The 17,077-nt window shown below is 68.1% G+C and carries 13 protein-coding genes and 2 pseudogenes; 6 read left to right on the plus strand and 9 right to left on the minus strand.

All coding sequences use genetic code 11. From position 1 onward, the window contains the following. Positions 1 to 41: 41 nt before the first annotated feature. On the minus strand, positions 42 to 323 hold the full coding sequence (locus OJJOAM_RS07810; RefSeq protein ID WP_006575911.1) for a UxaA family hydrolase: 282 nt from the start codon (positions 321 to 323) through the stop codon (positions 42 to 44). Positions 324 to 607: 284 nt separating this feature from the next. Here OJJOAM_RS07810 and OJJOAM_RS07815 point away from each other — a divergent pair, with 284 nt between their 5' ends. From OJJOAM_RS07815 to OJJOAM_RS07825, 3 genes are all read left to right on the plus strand, one after another. Beyond that, positions 608 to 1,345 carry a GDSL-type esterase/lipase family protein gene (locus tag OJJOAM_RS07815; protein ID WP_422649419.1) on the plus strand — a complete coding sequence of 246 codons (738 nt, stop codon included), beginning with the start codon at positions 608 to 610 and terminating at the stop codon, positions 1,343 to 1,345. Between the two features lie 103 nt (positions 1,346 to 1,448). Next, positions 1,449 to 2,528 (plus strand): helix-turn-helix domain-containing protein, encoded by a 1,080-nt coding sequence (locus OJJOAM_RS07820; RefSeq protein WP_422649530.1) that lies wholly within the window; start codon positions 1,449 to 1,451, stop codon positions 2,526 to 2,528. Positions 2,529 to 2,872: 344 nt separating this feature from the next. Further along, complete coding sequence (locus OJJOAM_RS07825; protein ID WP_422649420.1) at positions 2,873 to 3,613, plus strand: dienelactone hydrolase family protein; 741 nt, start codon at positions 2,873 to 2,875, stop codon at positions 3,611 to 3,613. A gap of 234 nt (positions 3,614 to 3,847) precedes the next feature. On the opposite strand, the gene OJJOAM_RS07830 is transcribed toward OJJOAM_RS07825, so the two are convergent. The 3 genes from OJJOAM_RS07830 to OJJOAM_RS07840 form a co-directional block, all read right to left on the minus strand. Then, positions 3,848 to 3,979, minus strand: a complete 132-nt coding sequence (locus OJJOAM_RS07830; protein ID WP_255650794.1) for a hypothetical protein — start codon at positions 3,977 to 3,979, stop codon at positions 3,848 to 3,850. Between the two features lie 259 nt (positions 3,980 to 4,238). Beyond that, a complete protein-coding gene (locus OJJOAM_RS07835; RefSeq protein ID WP_422649421.1) occupies positions 4,239 to 5,159 on the minus strand; it encodes a copper resistance protein B in 921 nt (306 codons plus the stop codon). Between the two features lie 47 nt (positions 5,160 to 5,206). Then, a complete protein-coding gene (locus OJJOAM_RS07840) occupies positions 5,207 to 7,135 on the minus strand; it encodes a copper resistance system multicopper oxidase (RefSeq protein WP_422649422.1) in 1,929 nt (642 codons plus the stop codon). Positions 7,136 to 7,647: 512 nt separating this feature from the next. On the opposite strand from OJJOAM_RS07840, the gene OJJOAM_RS07845 reads away from it, so the two are divergent. Continuing rightward, a complete protein-coding gene (locus OJJOAM_RS07845; RefSeq protein ID WP_422649423.1) occupies positions 7,648 to 8,334 on the plus strand; it encodes a heavy metal response regulator transcription factor in 687 nt (228 codons plus the stop codon). Then, positions 8,334 to 9,783, plus strand: a pseudogene (locus tag OJJOAM_RS07850) (heavy metal sensor histidine kinase). The gene OJJOAM_RS07845 and the pseudogene OJJOAM_RS07850 overlap by 1 nt, the downstream one beginning before the upstream one ends. 161 nt (positions 9,784 to 9,944) lie before the next feature. Here the strand turns inward: OJJOAM_RS07850 and glmS are convergent. Together glmS and glmU are read right to left on the minus strand one after the other, a co-directional pair. Next, positions 9,945 to 11,783 (minus strand): glutamine--fructose-6-phosphate transaminase (isomerizing), encoded by a 1,839-nt coding sequence (gene glmS, locus OJJOAM_RS07855; protein ID WP_422649424.1) that lies wholly within the window; start codon positions 11,781 to 11,783, stop codon positions 9,945 to 9,947. Positions 11,784 to 11,908: 125 nt separating this feature from the next. Further along, positions 11,909 to 13,282, minus strand: coding sequence for a bifunctional UDP-N-acetylglucosamine diphosphorylase/glucosamine-1-phosphate N-acetyltransferase GlmU (gene glmU / locus OJJOAM_RS07860; RefSeq protein WP_422649425.1), 1,374 nt, complete (start codon positions 13,280 to 13,282; stop codon positions 11,909 to 11,911). Between the two features lie 290 nt (positions 13,283 to 13,572). Between glmU and OJJOAM_RS07865 the strand changes: the two genes are divergently transcribed. Continuing rightward, a complete protein-coding gene (locus OJJOAM_RS07865; protein ID WP_422649426.1) occupies positions 13,573 to 14,469 on the plus strand; it encodes a DUF6279 family lipoprotein in 897 nt (298 codons plus the stop codon). A gap of 147 nt (positions 14,470 to 14,616) precedes the next feature. On the opposite strand, the pseudogene ttcA reads toward OJJOAM_RS07865, so the two are convergent. From ttcA to OJJOAM_RS07880, 3 genes and pseudogenes are all read right to left on the minus strand, one after another. Then, a pseudogene (gene ttcA, locus OJJOAM_RS07870) lies at positions 14,617 to 15,595 on the minus strand (tRNA 2-thiocytidine(32) synthetase TtcA). A 130-nt stretch (positions 15,596 to 15,725) separates the two neighbouring features. Continuing rightward, positions 15,726 to 16,118, minus strand: coding sequence for a dihydroneopterin aldolase (locus tag OJJOAM_RS07875; protein ID WP_006575896.1), 393 nt, complete (start codon positions 16,116 to 16,118; stop codon positions 15,726 to 15,728). A gap of 95 nt (positions 16,119 to 16,213) precedes the next feature. Next, entirely contained in the window at positions 16,214 to 17,071 is an 858-nt protein-coding gene (locus OJJOAM_RS07880) for an SDR family oxidoreductase (RefSeq protein WP_422649427.1), read from the minus strand. Positions 17,072 to 17,077: the final 6 nt, after the last annotated feature.

Below are 17,077 nucleotides of genomic sequence, written 5' to 3' on the forward strand. Positions count from 1 at the left end.
GACCGAAAGGCTTTTCCTCACGGACTGCCGGGCGGCGCCGCTTACCAGCGCTTGGTCTTGATGTTGTGCACGTGGGCGTGCTCGCCGGCCTTGATCGGGGCGACCACCTTGCCGATGTCGACGCCGTACTTGTAGACCGTGTCGTTCGGCGCCATGTCGCGCAGCGCCACCTTGTGGCCGATCGGAATCGGCTGGCGCGCGGTCACCGTGATGGTGCGGTCCTCGTCCATGATCCAGGCGTTCAGCTCGGTGCCCGCCTCGATCCCTTCCACCACGGCCACGGCCACCGTGTCCTTGGCGTCGTGCAATACGACGTGAATCATCGTTGTGTCTCCTCTGTGGGTTGGTGCGTGCATCGGATCATAGGTGGTCACATCATAAAGGTCAACCAACTCATCTATATGAATTAGATGTATATCGATCTGCACTCGAGGCGCCGTGGCGTGCCAACGTAACCCGCCTTTGAAATGAGAAGCGTTTGCTGTCGCACGGACAAAGGCCCACGGGCCGCCGATCATCGGCTTTCGCGGAGCTTTCCATGGCCGCGGCCGCCCGGTGCCGAAGGGAGATCGGCCGCCCCAACCTCCGCTCATCGGGAGAGTCGGCCATGCGTCCGATCAGACTGTTATTGGTGGCGTCGCTGCTGCTGAACCTGGCGTTCGTGAGCGCCACCGCGATGGCGATCCACCGCCTCGGCGGCATCGGCTATCTCGCCTTCAAGCTCAAGCACCGCGACGACGGCTCGGGCTACAGCGCCGGACGGCTGCAGCATCTGCGCTCGCTCGATGCCGCGCTGCCCGCCGGCAAGATCGTCTTCGTCGGCGACTCGATCACCGAAGCCGGGGAGTGGGGCGAGTTTCTCGGCCACCACGATGTCGTCAATCGCGGCATCGGCGGCGATTCGACGGCACGCATCCTCGACCGCATCGAGTCGGTGGCGAAGACGCGGCCGTCCAAGCTGTTCCTGATGGCGGGCATCAACGACCTGGGCGCGTTCGACGAACGCGATGTGTTCGACCGCTATCGGCAGATCGTCGACACGGTCAAGCGCGTGTCGCCCGGCACGCGGATCTATCTGCAGAGCACGCTGCCGGTCAATCGCGAAGTCCGCGACACCGGCCGCGACAACGGCCGCGTCGCCCAATTCAATGCGCTGCTGGCCGAGCTGGCGGCCAGCGACGATCGGGTCGAATGGATCGATGTCGGCCGCGCGCTGGCGGACCGGGACGGCAACCTGGATCGCGCCTATACCTATGACGGCGTGCATCTGAACGGCGAGGGATATGCGCGCTGGAAGGCCGTGATCCTGCCGTATCTGCACGGCACCAGCGTCGCGACGCGGTAGGGGCGTGATCACGCGATAGAGGCGGGACGACGCAGTCGGTGCGTCGAGACGCGATAGGAGCGTGGCGCGCGATTGGTGCGTAACGACGCAATGGCGTGTGACGATGCGATTGGGCGCGACGACGCGGTTGAGCGTGACGACGCGGTTGAGCGTGACGACGCGGTTGAGCGTGACGACGCGGTTGAGCGTGACGACGCAATTGGGCGTGACGACGCGAATGGGTCGTGCGGCGGCCGGAGGCGATCCGCAGCCCCTGACGTGGGCAACGCCCCGGAGCCCGGCTTCTGGTATGTTCGGCGTCATCGCTTTCGCGAGTCATCGCTCGTCGCCTGCGCCCCGCGCGCGCACTACCTTTCCCGACCACGCCGACATGTTCCAGGTGATCGCCCCTTGCCCCGCGTTGGCGCCCTACGTCAACGGCTACTGGTTTGTCCAGGACCTGGAGGGCGTGTACGAAGGGCAGGCGATCGAGACCTGCCCTTACCCGGGCGCGGTGCTATCGGTCAACTTCGGCCGTCCCAATGCGATGGAGGGCGGCCCTACCGTCCCGAGGGTCTCGCTGCTGGGCTTCCAGTCGAGCAGCCGCCGCTGGCGCTCGTGGTCGGACACATATTTCGTCATGGCGATGCTCAGCGGCATCGGGCTGGCGCGGCTGTTCCCCGGCATTGGCGCGGACTGCAAGGATCGCCTGATGGACCTTGCCGCCTATCTGGGCGATGGAACGGCCTGCTCGCTTGCGGCCGACCTCAGCGCCGCCTGGGCGCCGCGCCGGATCGCCAGCCAACTGGACGCCTGGCTGCTGCGGCGCCTCGACGCCACCCGCGCGCCGATCGAGCTGCCGACGCTCGCCGCGGCCCACGCGCTGTTGCGCCAGGGCCAGCAGGTGCAGGACATCGCCCGGCTGACCGCCGTCAATCGGCGCCAACTGCATCGATGGTTCGAGCGGCATCTCGGCGTCGGCCCCAAGCAGCTGATGGACCTGGAACGGCTGCAGTCGAGCATCCAGGCCGTGCAACGCGGCGATGGGGACGCGCTGTCCGGCTACAGCGACCAGGCGCACCAGATCCGCAACTGGCGGCGGCGTCTGGCCCAGACGCCGAGCGGCTACGCCCGCGGCGGGCCTTCGCCACTGGCCGAATACTTCGGCCGGCAACCGGGAGAGGGCCCGGCCTTCTATCTCTGACGGGGCGGGGTCGAAGCGTCGCGAACGGCCCCAAGCCGTCCCAGGCCGCCCCAAGCCGTCCAAGCCGCCCCAAGCCGTCCCAAGCCGTCCCAAGCCGTCCCAAGCCGTCCCAAGCCGTCCCAAGCCGTCCCAAGCCGTCTCCGGCCGTCCCAGGCCGTCTCCGGCCGTCGCAACTCCCAAGTCCCGAGTCCCGAGTCCCGAGTCCCGAGTCCCGAGTCCCAGGCGGTCGAGGCGGTCGAGGCGGTAGAGGCGGTAGAGGCGGTCCAGCGGTTCAAAACGGTCCCAAACGTTCAATACGGCGTGTCCGCGCCGCGGCATCCTGCGGCACTCGACAGGAGGGACGTATGGACGTTGAAGACATTGCGCTGGAACGAACGCTCGTCGACTACACCGACGGCGCGACAACCTTCGAGGGTTACGTGGCCCGGCCCGCCGGCCTGGGGCCAGCCGCGCCCTGCGTTCTGTTGGCCCACGAGTGGAGCGGCCTGAGCGAGCCCATCAAGCGCAGCGCCGACCGGCTCGCCGCATTGGGCTACGTCTGCTTCGCCGCCGACGTCTATGGCAAGGGTGTGCGCGGCGACCCGATGGGCGACAACTCGCATCTGATGAATCCGATGCTGGCCGACCGTGCCCTGTTGCAGCGGCGGCTGCTGGCGGGACTCGATGCCGCCACGTCGCTTTCCGGCGTCGACCCGCGCCGCATCGCCGCGGTCGGCTACTGCTTCGGCGGCCTGTGCGCACTGGACCTGGCACGCGCGGCGCCGCCGAACCTGGTCGCCGCCATCAGCATCCACGGCGTGCTGCAGCCGCCACGGATCGGCGCGCAGCGGCCAATCTCCGCGAGCGTCCTGCTGCTGCACGGCTGGGAAGACCCGGTCGCGCCGCCGGCCGATGTGCTCGCCATTGCCAGCGAGCTGACCGCGGCGGGAGCGGACTGGCAGTTGCACGCCTACGGCCACGCCCGCCACGCCTTCACCTTCGCCGGCGCGAATTTCCCCGAGCGCGGCATCGTCTATGACCCGCGGGCCGACAGGCGCTCTTGGGCCGCGATGAAGGCGTTCCTGGCGGAGCAGCTCGGGGCGTAGGATCGTCCCTTACTCGGTCAGTGAAAACGGCCGGCAGACCCGGGAAAGGTATGGATCGCGGAAGTCACCGACGGCCAGGAGCTGGAAGTCAAAGCCGACAGGATGCCCGCCTGGTTCAAGTCGGCCCTTTGGGACAAGTTCGACGAGCAGCCGTCTTAAGCCGGGTTTTCGTAACGCAAAAAGGCAGGCGGCGAAGCCCTCCGGGCATTCGCCGCCGCATCCTCCGGCACTGCCTTACTTCTGTTGCTGCTGCTTGCGCTCGCGCTGTTGGCCGCCTTGCTGCTGCTGGCCGCCCTTGCTTTGTTGCTGTTGCTGTTGCTGCTTGCTGCCGCTCTTTTGGCCTTGGCCTTGCTGTTGCTGAGTCATGATGGTCTCCGGATGTGCGGACAAGACGTCCGGACTCGAACCGATGCATCGAGCGTGCCAGCGCGCAGATCGGGGGTGATACCGGCGTGGGGGAGACCTATCGTGCGCAGCGTAGGCGTCATCCGCCTCGGTAAGGCAGTCGATGTCGCAGAATCTGCACGAGGTATTGTCAATGCTGCAAACGGAACCTCTAGCCGGACCTGTTCGGCCGACGCGCTTGCACCGCAGAGCAGGCCGCGGACCGTCGTAGGCGGACGGCTCAGAACCAGACGCGCACGCCGGCGACAAAGCGCGTTTCGCCGCTGCGGCCGCCGGAGGCGCGCACCATGTCCGCGGTATTGCCGAACGTCTGGTAGCGCTCCACGCCGATGTACGGCGCGAACTGGCGGCTGAACTCGTAGCGTAGGCGCACGCCGACCGCGCCGTTGGACAGGCCGCTGCCGACGCCGACCTCGCGGTCGTTCTTGCCGTAGAAATTCGCCTCGATGCGCGGCTGCAGGATCAGGCGCTGCGTGATCAGCAGCTCGTATTCGGCCGACAGCCGCAGCGCCGTCCGCCCTTCGGTGCCGAGGTAGCCGGTGGCGTCGAGTTCGAACCAGTAGGGCGCCAGCCCCTGCACGCCGAATGCGAGCCAGTTGCGCGCGGGGCGGCCGTGGCCGGCGTCGTTGCGGATGCCGAGCTGGGTGTCCCAATAGCTGGCGATCGCGTGGCCCCACAGCAGTTCGGTGCGGGCCTCGTGGACCTTGCCGCGTTCGACCTCGCCCTCGGCCTTGATGACCAGCCGGTCGTAGGTGCCGCCGAACCACGCCTGCGCCTCGTAGGCGGCGGCGTTGGTGTCGCTGCCGCGCGCCCATTCGAGGCGGTCCACCAGCACCGAGCCGAACAGGTGCTCGTCGGCCATATGCAGTTGCCGATGCGGACCGAGCGCGTACTGCCCGACGCCGAGGCGATGGCCGCCGGAATAGGCGTGCGGATCGCGGGCGTCGGGCGGCGCGCTGCCGCCCTGCATCTTCATGTCGCCGTGGTCCATTGCCGGCTGCGGGGCGCTGCCGTGCTGATGCTGCTGATGCTGCTGGTGCTGCTGGTGGTCACCGTGATCGTGCTGGTGCGGCTGCTGTCCCCACGCAGCGCCGATGCCGGCGGCCGCCAGCAGGAAGGCAAGAAGTGTTTTCGATGGCATGGCTCGGGCCCCGTGCGTCTTGGAATTCGGATGGAACATCGGGTCGGTCAGGCCACCAGCACTTCGCGGAACATGCCTGCGTCCATATGCATCATCAGATGGCAATGCCAGGCCCAGCGGCCCAGCGCATCGGCCGTGACGAGGAAGCTGATGCGCTGGGCAGGCTGCACCGGAATCGTGTGCCGGCGCGCCTGGAAGGTGCCGTCCGGCGCCTCCAGCTCGCTCCACATGCCGTGCAGATGCATCGGGTGCGTCATCATCGTGTCGTTATGCAGGATCACGCGCAGCCGCTCGCCGTGGCGGAAATGGACCGGCGTGGACTTGCCGAACTCCAGGCCGTCGAAGGACCAGGTGTAGCGCTCCATATTGCCGGTCAGGTGCAGTTCCACCTCGCGGCCCGGTCCGCGCGGGTCCATCGGGCCGCCGACAGTACGCATGTCGGCCAGCGTCAGCACGCGGCGCCCGTTGTTGCGCAGGCCGATGCCGGGATCGTCCAGGTTGGTCCGCGCCATATCGACCCGCATGTCGGTGCTGGGGCCGTATTCGGTGCGTGCGTGGCGGGCGGTCTTGCTGGGGACATTCAGCGAGCCGTTTGCCGGCGCCGTCGGCATGGCGTGCTGGCTGTGGTCCATTGCCATGCCGCCGTGGTGGATGCCATGCGCGCCGTGCGTTCCGTGCGTTCCGTGCATTCCGTGCATTCCGTGCATGCCGTGCGTGCCGTGCGCACCGTGCATGCCCTGCATGGCGCCGTGATCGTGCCCGCCGCCATGGCTCATGCCGGCCATCGCGCCCATTGACCCCATCTCCCCCATGTCGCCCATCATGTCCGTCATGGTCAGCCATTCGGCCTTGTCGAGCGCGGGCACGGTGGCCTGCAGCCCCTCGCGCGTCGCCAGCGTGCCGCGCGCGTAGCCCGTGCGGTCCATCGCCTGCGAGAAGATCGTGTAGGCCTCGTCGCGCGGCTCGACCAGGACATCGCAGGTCTCGCCGGGGCCGAAGCGGAATTCGTCGACCGTCACCGGCTCGATGTTCTGGCCGTCGACCTGCACGACGCGGAGCTTCAGCCCCGGAATGCGCACGTCATAGAAGGTATTGCCGCTGCCATTGATGAAGCGCAGCCGCACTGTCTCGCCCGGCTTGAACAGGCCGGTCCAGTTGCCGGCCGGCGTCACGCCGTTGGTCAGGTAGGTCAGCGTATGCGCGGACAGGTCGGCCAGATCGGTTGGGCTCATCCGCATCTGGTTCCACATGCGGCGCTTGTCGACAGCGGCCTTGATGCCGTCGTTGGCGACATCGCGGAAGAAGTCGACGACGGTGGGCTGGTTGTAGTTGTAGTAGTCGCTCTGGGTCTTGAGCTTGGACAGCACGCGCATGCCGTCCTCGTCGGTCCAGTCGGACAGCAGCACGGTGTGGTCGCGGTCCGCGCGGATCGGATCGTCGTCGCCGTCGATGATCAGGCCGCCGTAGACGCCGGTCATCTCCTGAAAGCCGGAGTGCGAGTGGTACCAGTAGCTGCCGCTCTGCACGACCTTGAAGCGGTAGGTGAAGGTCTCGCCCGGTGCGATGCCGGGGAAGCTGATGCCGGGCACGCCGTCCATCTCGAACGGCAGGATGATGCCGTGCCAGTGGATAGAGGTCGGCTCGCGCAGGCGGTTGGTCACGCGGATGGTCACCGTATCGCCCTTGCGCCAGCGCAGCGTCGGGCCCGGCAGCATGCCGTTGATGGTGTGGGCGATGGCGGGCTTGCCGGTGAAGTTGACGACCGCCTCTTCGATGAACAGGTCGAATTCGGTGCCGGTCAGCACCGGCGCGCTGCCGCTGCCCGCCCGCCGCGGACGGTCCGCGTGCTGCGCCCATGCCGCGCCGGGCACGCCGGACAGTGCACCGAGCACGCCGCCCGCGACCAGCCCTTGCACGAAGCGCCGGCGGGACAGATGAGGCGGCAGGGCCAGGGTGGTTGGGGCGATGCGGGGCATGGAGGCGGTCCTTGTGGTCTATCAGCGATCGGCGTCTGTGATCGGCGTCTGTGATCGGTGTCGGTGATCGGCGTCGACGATCGGCGTCGGAGACGCTTCAATCGGTGATCGTCAATCGCAAATGGCCTCGGCAGGATAAGGACCGGGCAGTAACCAACCAATTACCCCGACATTACATTCCGGTAAGGTTGGCGTCATGTTGGGCTGCCTCGCCCTACACTATCGCGACGGTTGCGCGGGGCGGCGATGGCCGGCGGCGCGCGAAGGGCACAGCCCACAGCGGGACGCGGAAAACAGGAAGCCGCCCGACGCGGGGCACAGGAAGCGGGAAGCGGGAAACAGGAAGCAGGAAGCGGGAAGCAGGAAGCAGGAAGCAGGAAGCAGGAAGCAGGAAGCAGGAAGCAGGAAGCAGGAAGCAGGAAGCAGGAAGCAGGAAGCAGGAAGCAGGAAGCAGGAAGCAGGAAGCAGGAAGCAGGAAGCAGGAAGCAGACAGTAGCAAGCAGGAAGCGCCGATGAAATTGCTGGTAGTCGAAGACGAGGCCAAGACCGGGGAATACCTGCGGCAGGGCCTGACCGAAGCGGGGTTCGTGGTGGACCTGGCCGCCAACGGCCTGGACGGCCAGCATCTGGCCATGACCGAGCCGTACGACCTGATCGTGCTCGACGTGATGCTGCCCGACGTGGACGGCTGGCGCATCGTGCAGACGCTGCGCGCCGCCGACAACCGGGTCCCCGTGCTGTTCCTGACGGCGCGCGACAGCGTGGCCGATCGCGTCAAGGGCCTGGAGCTCGGCGCCGACGACTATCTGGTCAAACCCTTCGCCTTTGCCGAGCTGCTGGCCCGCGTGCGCACGCTGCTGCGCCGCGGCGCCACGCAGGTGGCGCTGGACCGCATCCAGATCGCCGATCTGGTGCTCGACCTGGCGCGTCGCCGAGCCACCCGCGCCGGCCGCCGCATCGTGCTGACCAACAAGGAGTTCTCGCTGCTCGAACTGCTGGCGCGCCGGCGGGGCGAGGTGCTGCCGCGCTCGCTGATCGCCTCGCAGGTGTGGGACATGAACTTCGACAGCGACAGCAATGTGATCGACGTCGCCATCCGCCGCCTGCGCGCCAAGATCGACGACGACTTCGACCTCAAGCTGATCCAGACGGTGCGCGGCATGGGCTACGTGCTCGAGACCCCGGAGGACGGCGACTGATGCCGCGCCTCTCGCTGACGGCCCGGCTGACCGCGCTGTTCTCGCTGACCTCCGCCTGCGTGCTGCTGGGCCTGGGGTGGCTGATCTTCTCGGCGATGGACCGCCACTTCGCCGACCAGGACTACGCGCTGCTCGGGGACAATCTGCGGATGGTCGAACGGATCGTGGCGACGGGCCCGCCCGACGGCATCGCGGCGCGGCTGGCCGACGCGCAGAAGCACCACGGCGGCCTGCTGATCCATGTGCAAGGCAAGCGCGGCGAGCCGCTGTTTGCGAGCCCCGGCCTCGATTTCGGCGCGGCGCTCGAGGCGGCGGCGCGGATGGATGCGGCGGGGCGCCTCGATGCGGACGGCGCGGCCGGTGGGAACGCTGCGAACGGTGCCGATGGCGCGGACGGCTCGCAGGGCAATGGGCTCGAATGGCGGCAGAACGGCCAGCTGTATCGCGGCATGGTCCGCACCGTGCGCGATCCGGGCGCGGGCGAGCCGCTGCGCATGCTGGTCGGCATGGACACCGAGATCCACGACCACTTCATCCACGCGTTCCGCCAGTCGCTGGTGTTCTATATCGCGCTCGCCGCGCTGGCCAGCGGCGTGCTCGGCTGGTGGGCGGCGCGCCGCGGATTGTCGCCGTTGCGCACGATGGCGTCGCGCGCGCAGACCGTGACGGGCAGCAAGCTGTACGAGCGGATGCCGGTCGAGGCGGTGCCGGTCGAGATGGCCGATCTGGCGGCGAACCTCAACGCGATGCTGGCGCGGCTGCAGGACGATTTCCGGCGGCTGTCCGAGTTCTCGTCCGACCTGGCGCACGAGCTGCGCACGCCGATCACCAACCTGATGACGCAGACCCAGGTCGCCCTGTCGCAGCCGCGCGATGCCGGCAATTACCGCGACATCCTGGCCTCGAACGCCGAGGAGCTGCAGCGGCTCGCCCGCATGGTGTCCGACATGCTGTACCTGGCCAAGATGGAACACGGGCTCGATCTGCCCAACACCGAGGCGATCCGCATCGCCGACGAGGTGCGCGCGCTGTTTGACTTCTACGAGGCGCTGGCCGAGGACAAGGCAGTGCGCCTGGATCTACGGGGCGACGGCCGTATCCAGGGCGACCGGCTGATGCTGCGGCGGGCGCTGAGCAATCTGATTTCGAACGCGCTGCGCTATACGCCGCCGGGCGGCACGATCGTCGTCGAGGTGGCGGACGCCGGAGAACACGTCGAGGTCGCCGTGGAGAACGACGGCGCCGAGATCGACCCGGGCCTGCTGCCGTCGATCTTCGATCGCTTCTCGCGGGGGGATAAGTCGCGCACGAGGCCGGAGTCGGACAGCGTTGGGCTGGGGCTGTCGATCACCCGGGCCATCATGCTGGCGCATGGCGGCGATATCGCGGTGCGGTCCGAGCGGGGGGAAGACGCGGTTTGCGTTGCGGTTTCCGAAGCGGATGGAGTGATGGGCCGAGGACTGACCGAGGACTGACCGAGGGCTGACCGAGGGCTGACCGAGGGCTGACCGAGGGCTGACCGCCGCGGACCAGCTGACGGGGCAAAGAAAAGGGCGCTGCGGCCGGTGCCGCAGCGCCCTTTTGCTGAGCGCAACGCCTTGCCGATTCCCTTATTCCACCGTCACCGACTTCGCCAGGTTGCGCGGCTTGTCGACGTCGGTCCCGCGCGCGCACGCGGTGTGATACGCCAGCAATTGCAGCGGCACCACATGCAGGATCGGCGACAGGTCGCCGTAGTGCTCGGGCAGCCGGATCACCTGGATGCCGTCGGTCGAGGTGATGTGCGTGTCAGCGTCGGCGAACACATAGAGCCGGCCGCCGCGGGCGCGCACTTCCTGGATGTTCGACTTCAGCTTCTCCAGCAGCGCGTCGTTCGGCGCCACCGTGACCACCGGCATCGCCTCGGTCACCAGCGCCAGCGGGCCGTGCTTGAGCTCGCCGGCCGGATAGGCCTCGGCGTGGATGTACGAGATTTCCTTCAGCTTCAGCGCGCCTTCCAGCGCGATCGGATAGTGCAGGCCGCGTCCGAGGAACAGCGCGTTCTCGCGGCGGGCGAAGTCTTCCGACCAGGCGATGATCTGCGGCTCCAGCGCCAGCACGCCGTGCAGCGCGGCCGGCAGGTGGCGCAGGTTCGTCAGCGCCTTGGCCTGGCTTTCCTCCGACAGCGTGCCGCGCAGCTTGGCCAGCGCCAGCGTCAGCATGTACAGCGCGGCCAGCTGCGTGGTGAAGGCCTTGGTCGAGGCGACGCCGATCTCGGTGCCGGCGCGGGTGATGAAGCGCAGCTCGGTTTCGCGGACCATCGCGCTGCTGGCGACGTTGCAGATGCACAGCGTGTGCTCGTGGCCCAGGCCCTTGGCATGGCGCAGCGCGGCCAGCGTGTCGGCGGTCTCGCCCGATTGCGAGATCACGACCACCAGTTGGCGCGGATTGGGCACGGTTTCGCGATAGCGGTATTCGCTGGCGACCTCGACCTGCGTCGGGATGCGGGCGATCGCTTCGAGCCAGTACTTGGCGGTGCAGCCAGAGTAGTAGCTGGTGCCGCAGGCAAGGATCAGCACGCTGTCGATATTGGCGAACACCTGCGCGGCGCGTTCGCCGAACTGGCTCGGCTCGATGCTTTCGATGCCCTCGAGCGTGTCGGCCAGCGCGCGCGGCTGCTCGAAGATTTCCTTCTGCATGAAATGCCGGTACGGGCCCAGATCGACGGCCGCCGCGTGGGCTTCGACCACGCGCACTTCGCGCTCGACCGGCTCGTCGTTGAGGTCGTGGATCGTGATCGCGTCGCGCCGCACCTCGACCACGTCGCCCTCTTCCAGATAGATCACGCGGTTGGCGGTGCCGGCGACGGCCAGCGCGTCGGAGGCGAGGAAGGCCTCGCCTTCGCCGAGCGCCGCGACCAGCGGCGAGCCGGCGCGCGCGCCGACCACGCAGTCGGGCTGGTCCTTGGCGACCACGGCGATCGCATAGGCGCCGTGCAGGCGCTTGGTGATCGCCCGCACCGAGGCGAACAGGTCGCCGCGCGTGGCGCTGCTCGGATAGGTGTAGGCCTGGTGCACCAGATGGGCGACCACTTCGGTATCGGTCTGCGAATCGAAGCCGTAGCCGGCGGCGCGCAGTTCGTCGCGCAGCGGCTCGTAGTTCTCGATGATGCCGTTGTGCACCAGCGCGATGGTCTCGCCGGAGAAGTGCGGGTGGGCGTTGATGGTGTCGGGCTTGCCGTGCGTGGCCCAGCGCGTGTGGGCGACGCCGATCGTGCCGGACAGGCCGGAGCCGCGCGTCTGCTCGTCCAGGTCCGCCACCCGCGACACGGTGCGGGCGCGCTCGAGCGTGTCCTCGCGGACCACCGCCACGCCGCACGAGTCATAGCCGCGGTATTCCAGGCGGCGCAGGCCTTCGATCAGAACCGGAACGATATTGCGCGTCGAAACCGCGCCGACGATGCCACACATGTTGCTCTCCCTGGGTGCCGCGGCTCGTGACCGCCTGCGTTGATGCTTTGTTCGATGTCCTGGTTGGCGGGCGCTTATGCCGCCCGCCCCGGGCCTTGCGCGCCGGCCAGCGCGGTGCGCCTATCTTACTTCGTGCCCTGCTTGGGCTGCTTGACCGGCCGCTGCCAGCTGGGGATGGTCATCTGCTTGGCGCGCGACAGCGTCAGCTGGTCGGCCGGCGCTTCCTTGGTCAGCGTGGTGCCGGCGCCCAGCGTGGCGCCGCGGCGCACCGTGACCGGCGCGACGAGTTGCGAGTCCGAGCCGATGAAGACGTCGTCCTCGATCACCGTGCGATGCTTGTTGACGCCGTCGTAGTTGCAGGTGATGGTGCCGGCGCCGATGTTGACGCGCGAGCCCACCGTGGCATCACCGACGTAGGCCAGATGGTTGGCCTTGCTGTGCGCGGCGATCTGGCTGTTCTTGACCTCGACGAAGTTGCCGATATGGACGTCCTCGCCCAGTTCGGTGCCGGGACGCAGGCGGGCATAGGGCCCGATCCGGCCGTCCGCGCCGACCTGCGCCTGCTCCAGATGGCAGAAGGCCAGCACGCGTGCCCCGGAACCGATGCGGCTATCCCGAATCACACAGTGAGGACCGATCTGCACGCCGTCTTCCAGGTGAACCCGTCCTTCGAACACGCACCCCACGTCGATCGTGACGTCTCGGCCACATGTCAGTTCGCCCCGGATATCGATCCGGGCCGGGTCGAGCACGGTCACGCCGGCTTCCAGCAGGCGCATCGCCTGGTTGCGCTGGTGCAGGCGCTCGAGTTCGGCCAGTTGCACCTTGCTGTTGACGCCCAGCGTCTCCCACAGCGCGCCCGGCTGGGCGGACACGACCTCGACGCCATCGGCGACGGCGCGCTCGACGGTATCTGTAAGGTAGTACTCACCTTGCGCGTTATCGTTGCGCAGCGTGGACAGCCACTCGGTCAGCTTCGCGGTCGGGCACACCACGATGCCGGTATTGATCTCGCGGATCGCGCGCTCGGCTTCGCTGGCATCCTTCTGCTCGACGATGCGGGCGATGCTGCCGGCGGCGTCGCGCACGATGCGGCCGTAGCCGGTCGGATCGGCCATCTCGACGGTCAGGATGCCGAAGCGGTCCTGCCCGGCGGCTTCCACCAGGCGGGCCAGCGTGTCGGCCCGGGTCAGCGGTACGTCGCCGTACAGCACCAGCGTCGGCTGGGCCGGATCGAGCAGCGGCAGCGCCTGCATCACCGCGTGACCGGTGCCCAGTTGCTGCGCCTGCAACGCGAAGGCGACATCGGGCGCGGCGACCGCGGCCTGTACCCGCTCGGCGCCATGGCCCACGACCACCACCAGCCGCGTCGGCGACAGCGTACGCGCGGTATCGATCACATGAGCAAGCAGCGGCCGGCCGGCCAGCGGATGCAGCACCTTCGGCAAATCGGAATGCATCCGTTTGCCCATGCCGGCGGCGAGAATGACGATGTTCACGAGGAGGTTCCTAAGTGAGTGCGCCCGAATTGACATCCGGATCGGAAAGACGCGCGCCCAGCCCCGACGTGACAGCCGGGCGTTGGCGCAACTGGCGGACGGTGGGCCGTTCATCGGCCTCATCCCGCCCTGGACAGACCCATGCGGAAGCCGTAGCCGGCACCCCGCCATCGCCCGCAAACCGTTGCCAGTCCTTGCCTGGCGGGCGGCGGACAGTTGCCGTCGGCGCGTCCGGCGATTCTAGCATGGGGGGTATCCGCCGCTTGACGGCTGTTGCGCAAATTCACAATGTGCGGTGGCGCGAACTGATCGCGGCGGGGATGCTGGTGTTGCTGACCGCCTGCAATGCAATGAAGCTCGGCTACCAGCAGGGCGACCACCTGGCCTACTGGTGGATCGACAACTATGTCGACGTCTCCGACGACCAGGAGCCCCAGACCCGGGACGCGATCGCGCGCTTCTTCGCCTGGCACCGGCGCGAGCAGCTGCCCGAGATCGCGGCCTTGCTGCAACGCGCCAAGAGCGAGGTGCAAGGGCCGGTCACCGAGGCGCAGCTCGAACGCGTGCGCGACGACACGCAGCGGATGGCCCGCGTCGCCTTCGACCATGCGATTCCGGATGTCGCCGATCTGCTGTTGACACTGACGCCGGACCAGATCAAGCGGATGGAGCGCAAGTTCGCCGACGGCAACGAGAAGTACCGCAAGAAATTCCTGCGCGGCAGCGCCGAGGACCGCCTCGACGCCCGTTACGACAAGGTGATGGAGTGGGCCACGCTGATCTACGGACGCTTCTCGCGCGAGCAGCAGGACGCGATCCGCGCGGCGCTGCGCCCGGTGGTCGACAACGCCGAGTCGCGCTTCGGCGAACGGGTGAAGCGCCAGCAGGCCTGGCTGGCGCTGGTCCGGCAGGTCCAGGCGGAACACCCGCCCAAGGCCCGCGTGATCGCGCTGCTGCAGCGCTTCGGCGATCAGTGGCAGGCGCCGCCGACGCGCGAGCGCCGCGTCAGCTACGAGGCCAATACCGAGGCCGGACTGACGGTGGCGGCGCAGATCGCCAACATGACCACGCCGGAGCAGAAGCGCCACGCGGTCGAGCGCTTCCAGAAGTGGATCGAGGATACGCAGTCGCTGATGCGTGAGGCGCCGCGGCAGCCGGCCACGGTGCCGTCGCGCGCGGCGAACTGAGGCGGCGAGGAAGGAAAGCCGAAGGAGCGCGGGAGGCGGGCGGAAGGCGGGCTGAAAGGGAGCCCGCAGGAGCGCCGAAGGCGGAGCTGAACGAACCGGGGCCGAAGCGCCGAAGCCTGAACGACCCGGCGCCGGGGCGCCGAAGCCTTATTCCCCCGCCGACGCGGCCGCCGCCGTGGCCTTGGCCGCCACGCCCTCGGGCTGCGCGTTCCGCCCCGCCGGCTTCTCGAAGCGGACGAATTCCATCCGGTTCTCGGCGCTGCCGCCGGCGAACACCAGCGGCTGCTGCGAGAAGGTCGAGTCGCCGAACAGCGAGGCCTCGTCGACCTTGGCCAGCCCGGTCGCCAGGCCGTTGAAGTCGAACAGCTCGGTATCGGCCAGGTGCGACGGCACCACGTTCTTCAGCGCCGAGAAGATGTTGTCGATGCGGCCCGGATTCTGCCGCTCCCACTCCAGCAGCATCTCCTTGACCTTCTTGCGCTGCAGGTTCTCCTGCGAACCGCACAGGTTGCAGGGGGATGATCGGGAATTCCATCGCGCGCGCATAGGCGGCGATGTCCTTCTCCGAGCAATAGGCCAGCGGGCGGATCACGATGTGCTGGCCGTCGTCGGTGGCCAGCTTCGGCGGCATCGCCTTCATCTTGCCGCCGAAGAACATGTTCAGGAAGAAGGTCTGGACGATGTCGTCGCGATGGTGGCCCAGCGCGATCTTGTTGGCGCCGAGTTCCTTCGCGGTCCGGTAGATCACGCCCCGGCGCAGCCGCGAACACAGCGAGCAGGTGGTCTTGCCCTCCGGCACCTTCTCCTTGACGATCGAATAGGTGTCGGCCTCGACGATCACGTACTGCACGCCGATGTTGTCGAGGTAGCGCGGCAGCACGTCCTCGGGGAAGCCCGGCTGCTTCTGATCGAGATTCATCGCGATCAGCTTGAAGTCGATCGGCGCCCGCTTCTGCAGCGCCATCAGCACCGACAGCATCGTGTACGAGTCCTTGCCGCCCGACAGGCAGACCAGCACCGTGTCGCCGTCCTCGATCATCTTGAAGTCGCCGATCGCGCGTCCCGTCTGCGATTGCAGATAGGTCTCGAGGCGGTAGAAGTTCTTGGAGTGGGTGGTTTCGGTCATGGCGGGAGGGGAAGGCAACGGGCGGGGCGCCGTTCTGGCGCAGTCGAACCGGGTATTTTAGCGGAGCGCCCCAGCGGCTGCATCAAGTGCCGGCCGCGTCACGAAGGCGCGCGGCGCGGCCGTGGCTGGCCTAGCTCTTGATATGGAACACCTCGACGCCGACCGAATCGCAATCCGGATACACGTCCGGCTTCTCGGTCGACACCCGCACCGCGCGCACCTTGGGGTGGCGCAGCATCGCGCGGGCGACGTCGTCGCACAGCGTTTCCTGCAGATGGACGTGGCCCAGCGCCATGCGTTCGGCGACCGTATTGCGCATGAAGTCGTAGTCGACGACCTCGTGCAGCTTGTCGTCGTGCGGCGTGCTTTCCGCCAGCGGCACGTACAGGTCGATATTGATCAGCACGCGCTGTTCGCCCTTCTTCTCGAACTCGTGCACGCCGATGTTGATCTGCACTTCGTAGTTGCGCAGGAACATGCGGCGGCAGTCTTGCAGGCTGGGATGGGAAAGAGCGGCGGACATGGCGGCGTGGGGGGAGAAAGGGAGAGAGGCGGAGAGAAGGGAGCCGGAACCGGCAAAGGCCGCCGATGGTACAGGCGGCGCCGGCTCCAGGGAAGTCATTCGGTCAGGAACATCACGTCGCGCGCCAGCGGCATCAGGTGCTGGCCGCCGTCCACATACAGCGTGGTGCCGGTGACCGCGCGCGCCTCGGCGAGATAGGCCACGGCCTGCGCGATATCGTCGGGCGTCGACGACTGGCCCAGCGGCGTCATCCGGTGCGCGCGCTTGAAGCCGCCGCCGGACTGGTCGCCCGACACCAGCGTGATACCCGGCGCCACGCCGACCACGCGCAGGCGCGGCGCCAGCGCCTGGGCCAGCTGCATCGTCGCCGTCTGCAGCGCGGCCTTGGACAGCGTGTACGAGAGGAAGTCCGGGTTCAGGTTGTCGAGCTTCTGGTCCAGCAGGTTGATCACCACGCCTCGCGCGTCGTCCGGTAGCGCCCGGTGCAATTCGCGCGACAGCAGCAGCGGCGCGGCGACATTGGTGCGCATGTGCGTGTCGAGCGAGCCGTAGGAGAAGCTGGTGGCGACGTCGTACTGGAACAGCGAGGCGTTGTTGACCAGGCAGGTCGGCGTGCCGATGGCAGCGGTGCAGGCCGCGATCAGCCCGCCGGTCGCGGCCTCGTCGGCCAGGTCCGCCTGCAGCACCGCGGCGCGGCGGCCGAGCGCGCGGATCTGGCCGGCGACTTCCTCGGCCTCGTCGCGCGAGCGATGGCAGTGCACCGCGATATCCCAGCCGCGCGCCGCCAGTTCCAGCGCGATGGCGCGGCCGATGCGGCGGGCGCCGCCCGTCACCAGCGCAATGCCGCGGCCGTGGCCGGGCGCTGCCGCCTGCGTCGACGAAGCCGTGGACGCGGCTGTCGACGCAGCCGTCGACGAAGCGGGCGCGGCGTCGGAAGAAGTGAAATCTGGCATTGCTAC

The sequence above is a fragment of the Cupriavidus sp. H18C1 genome (genome assembly GCF_049311595.1).
Classification (GTDB): Bacteria; Pseudomonadota; Gammaproteobacteria; order Burkholderiales; family Burkholderiaceae; genus Cupriavidus; species Cupriavidus cauae.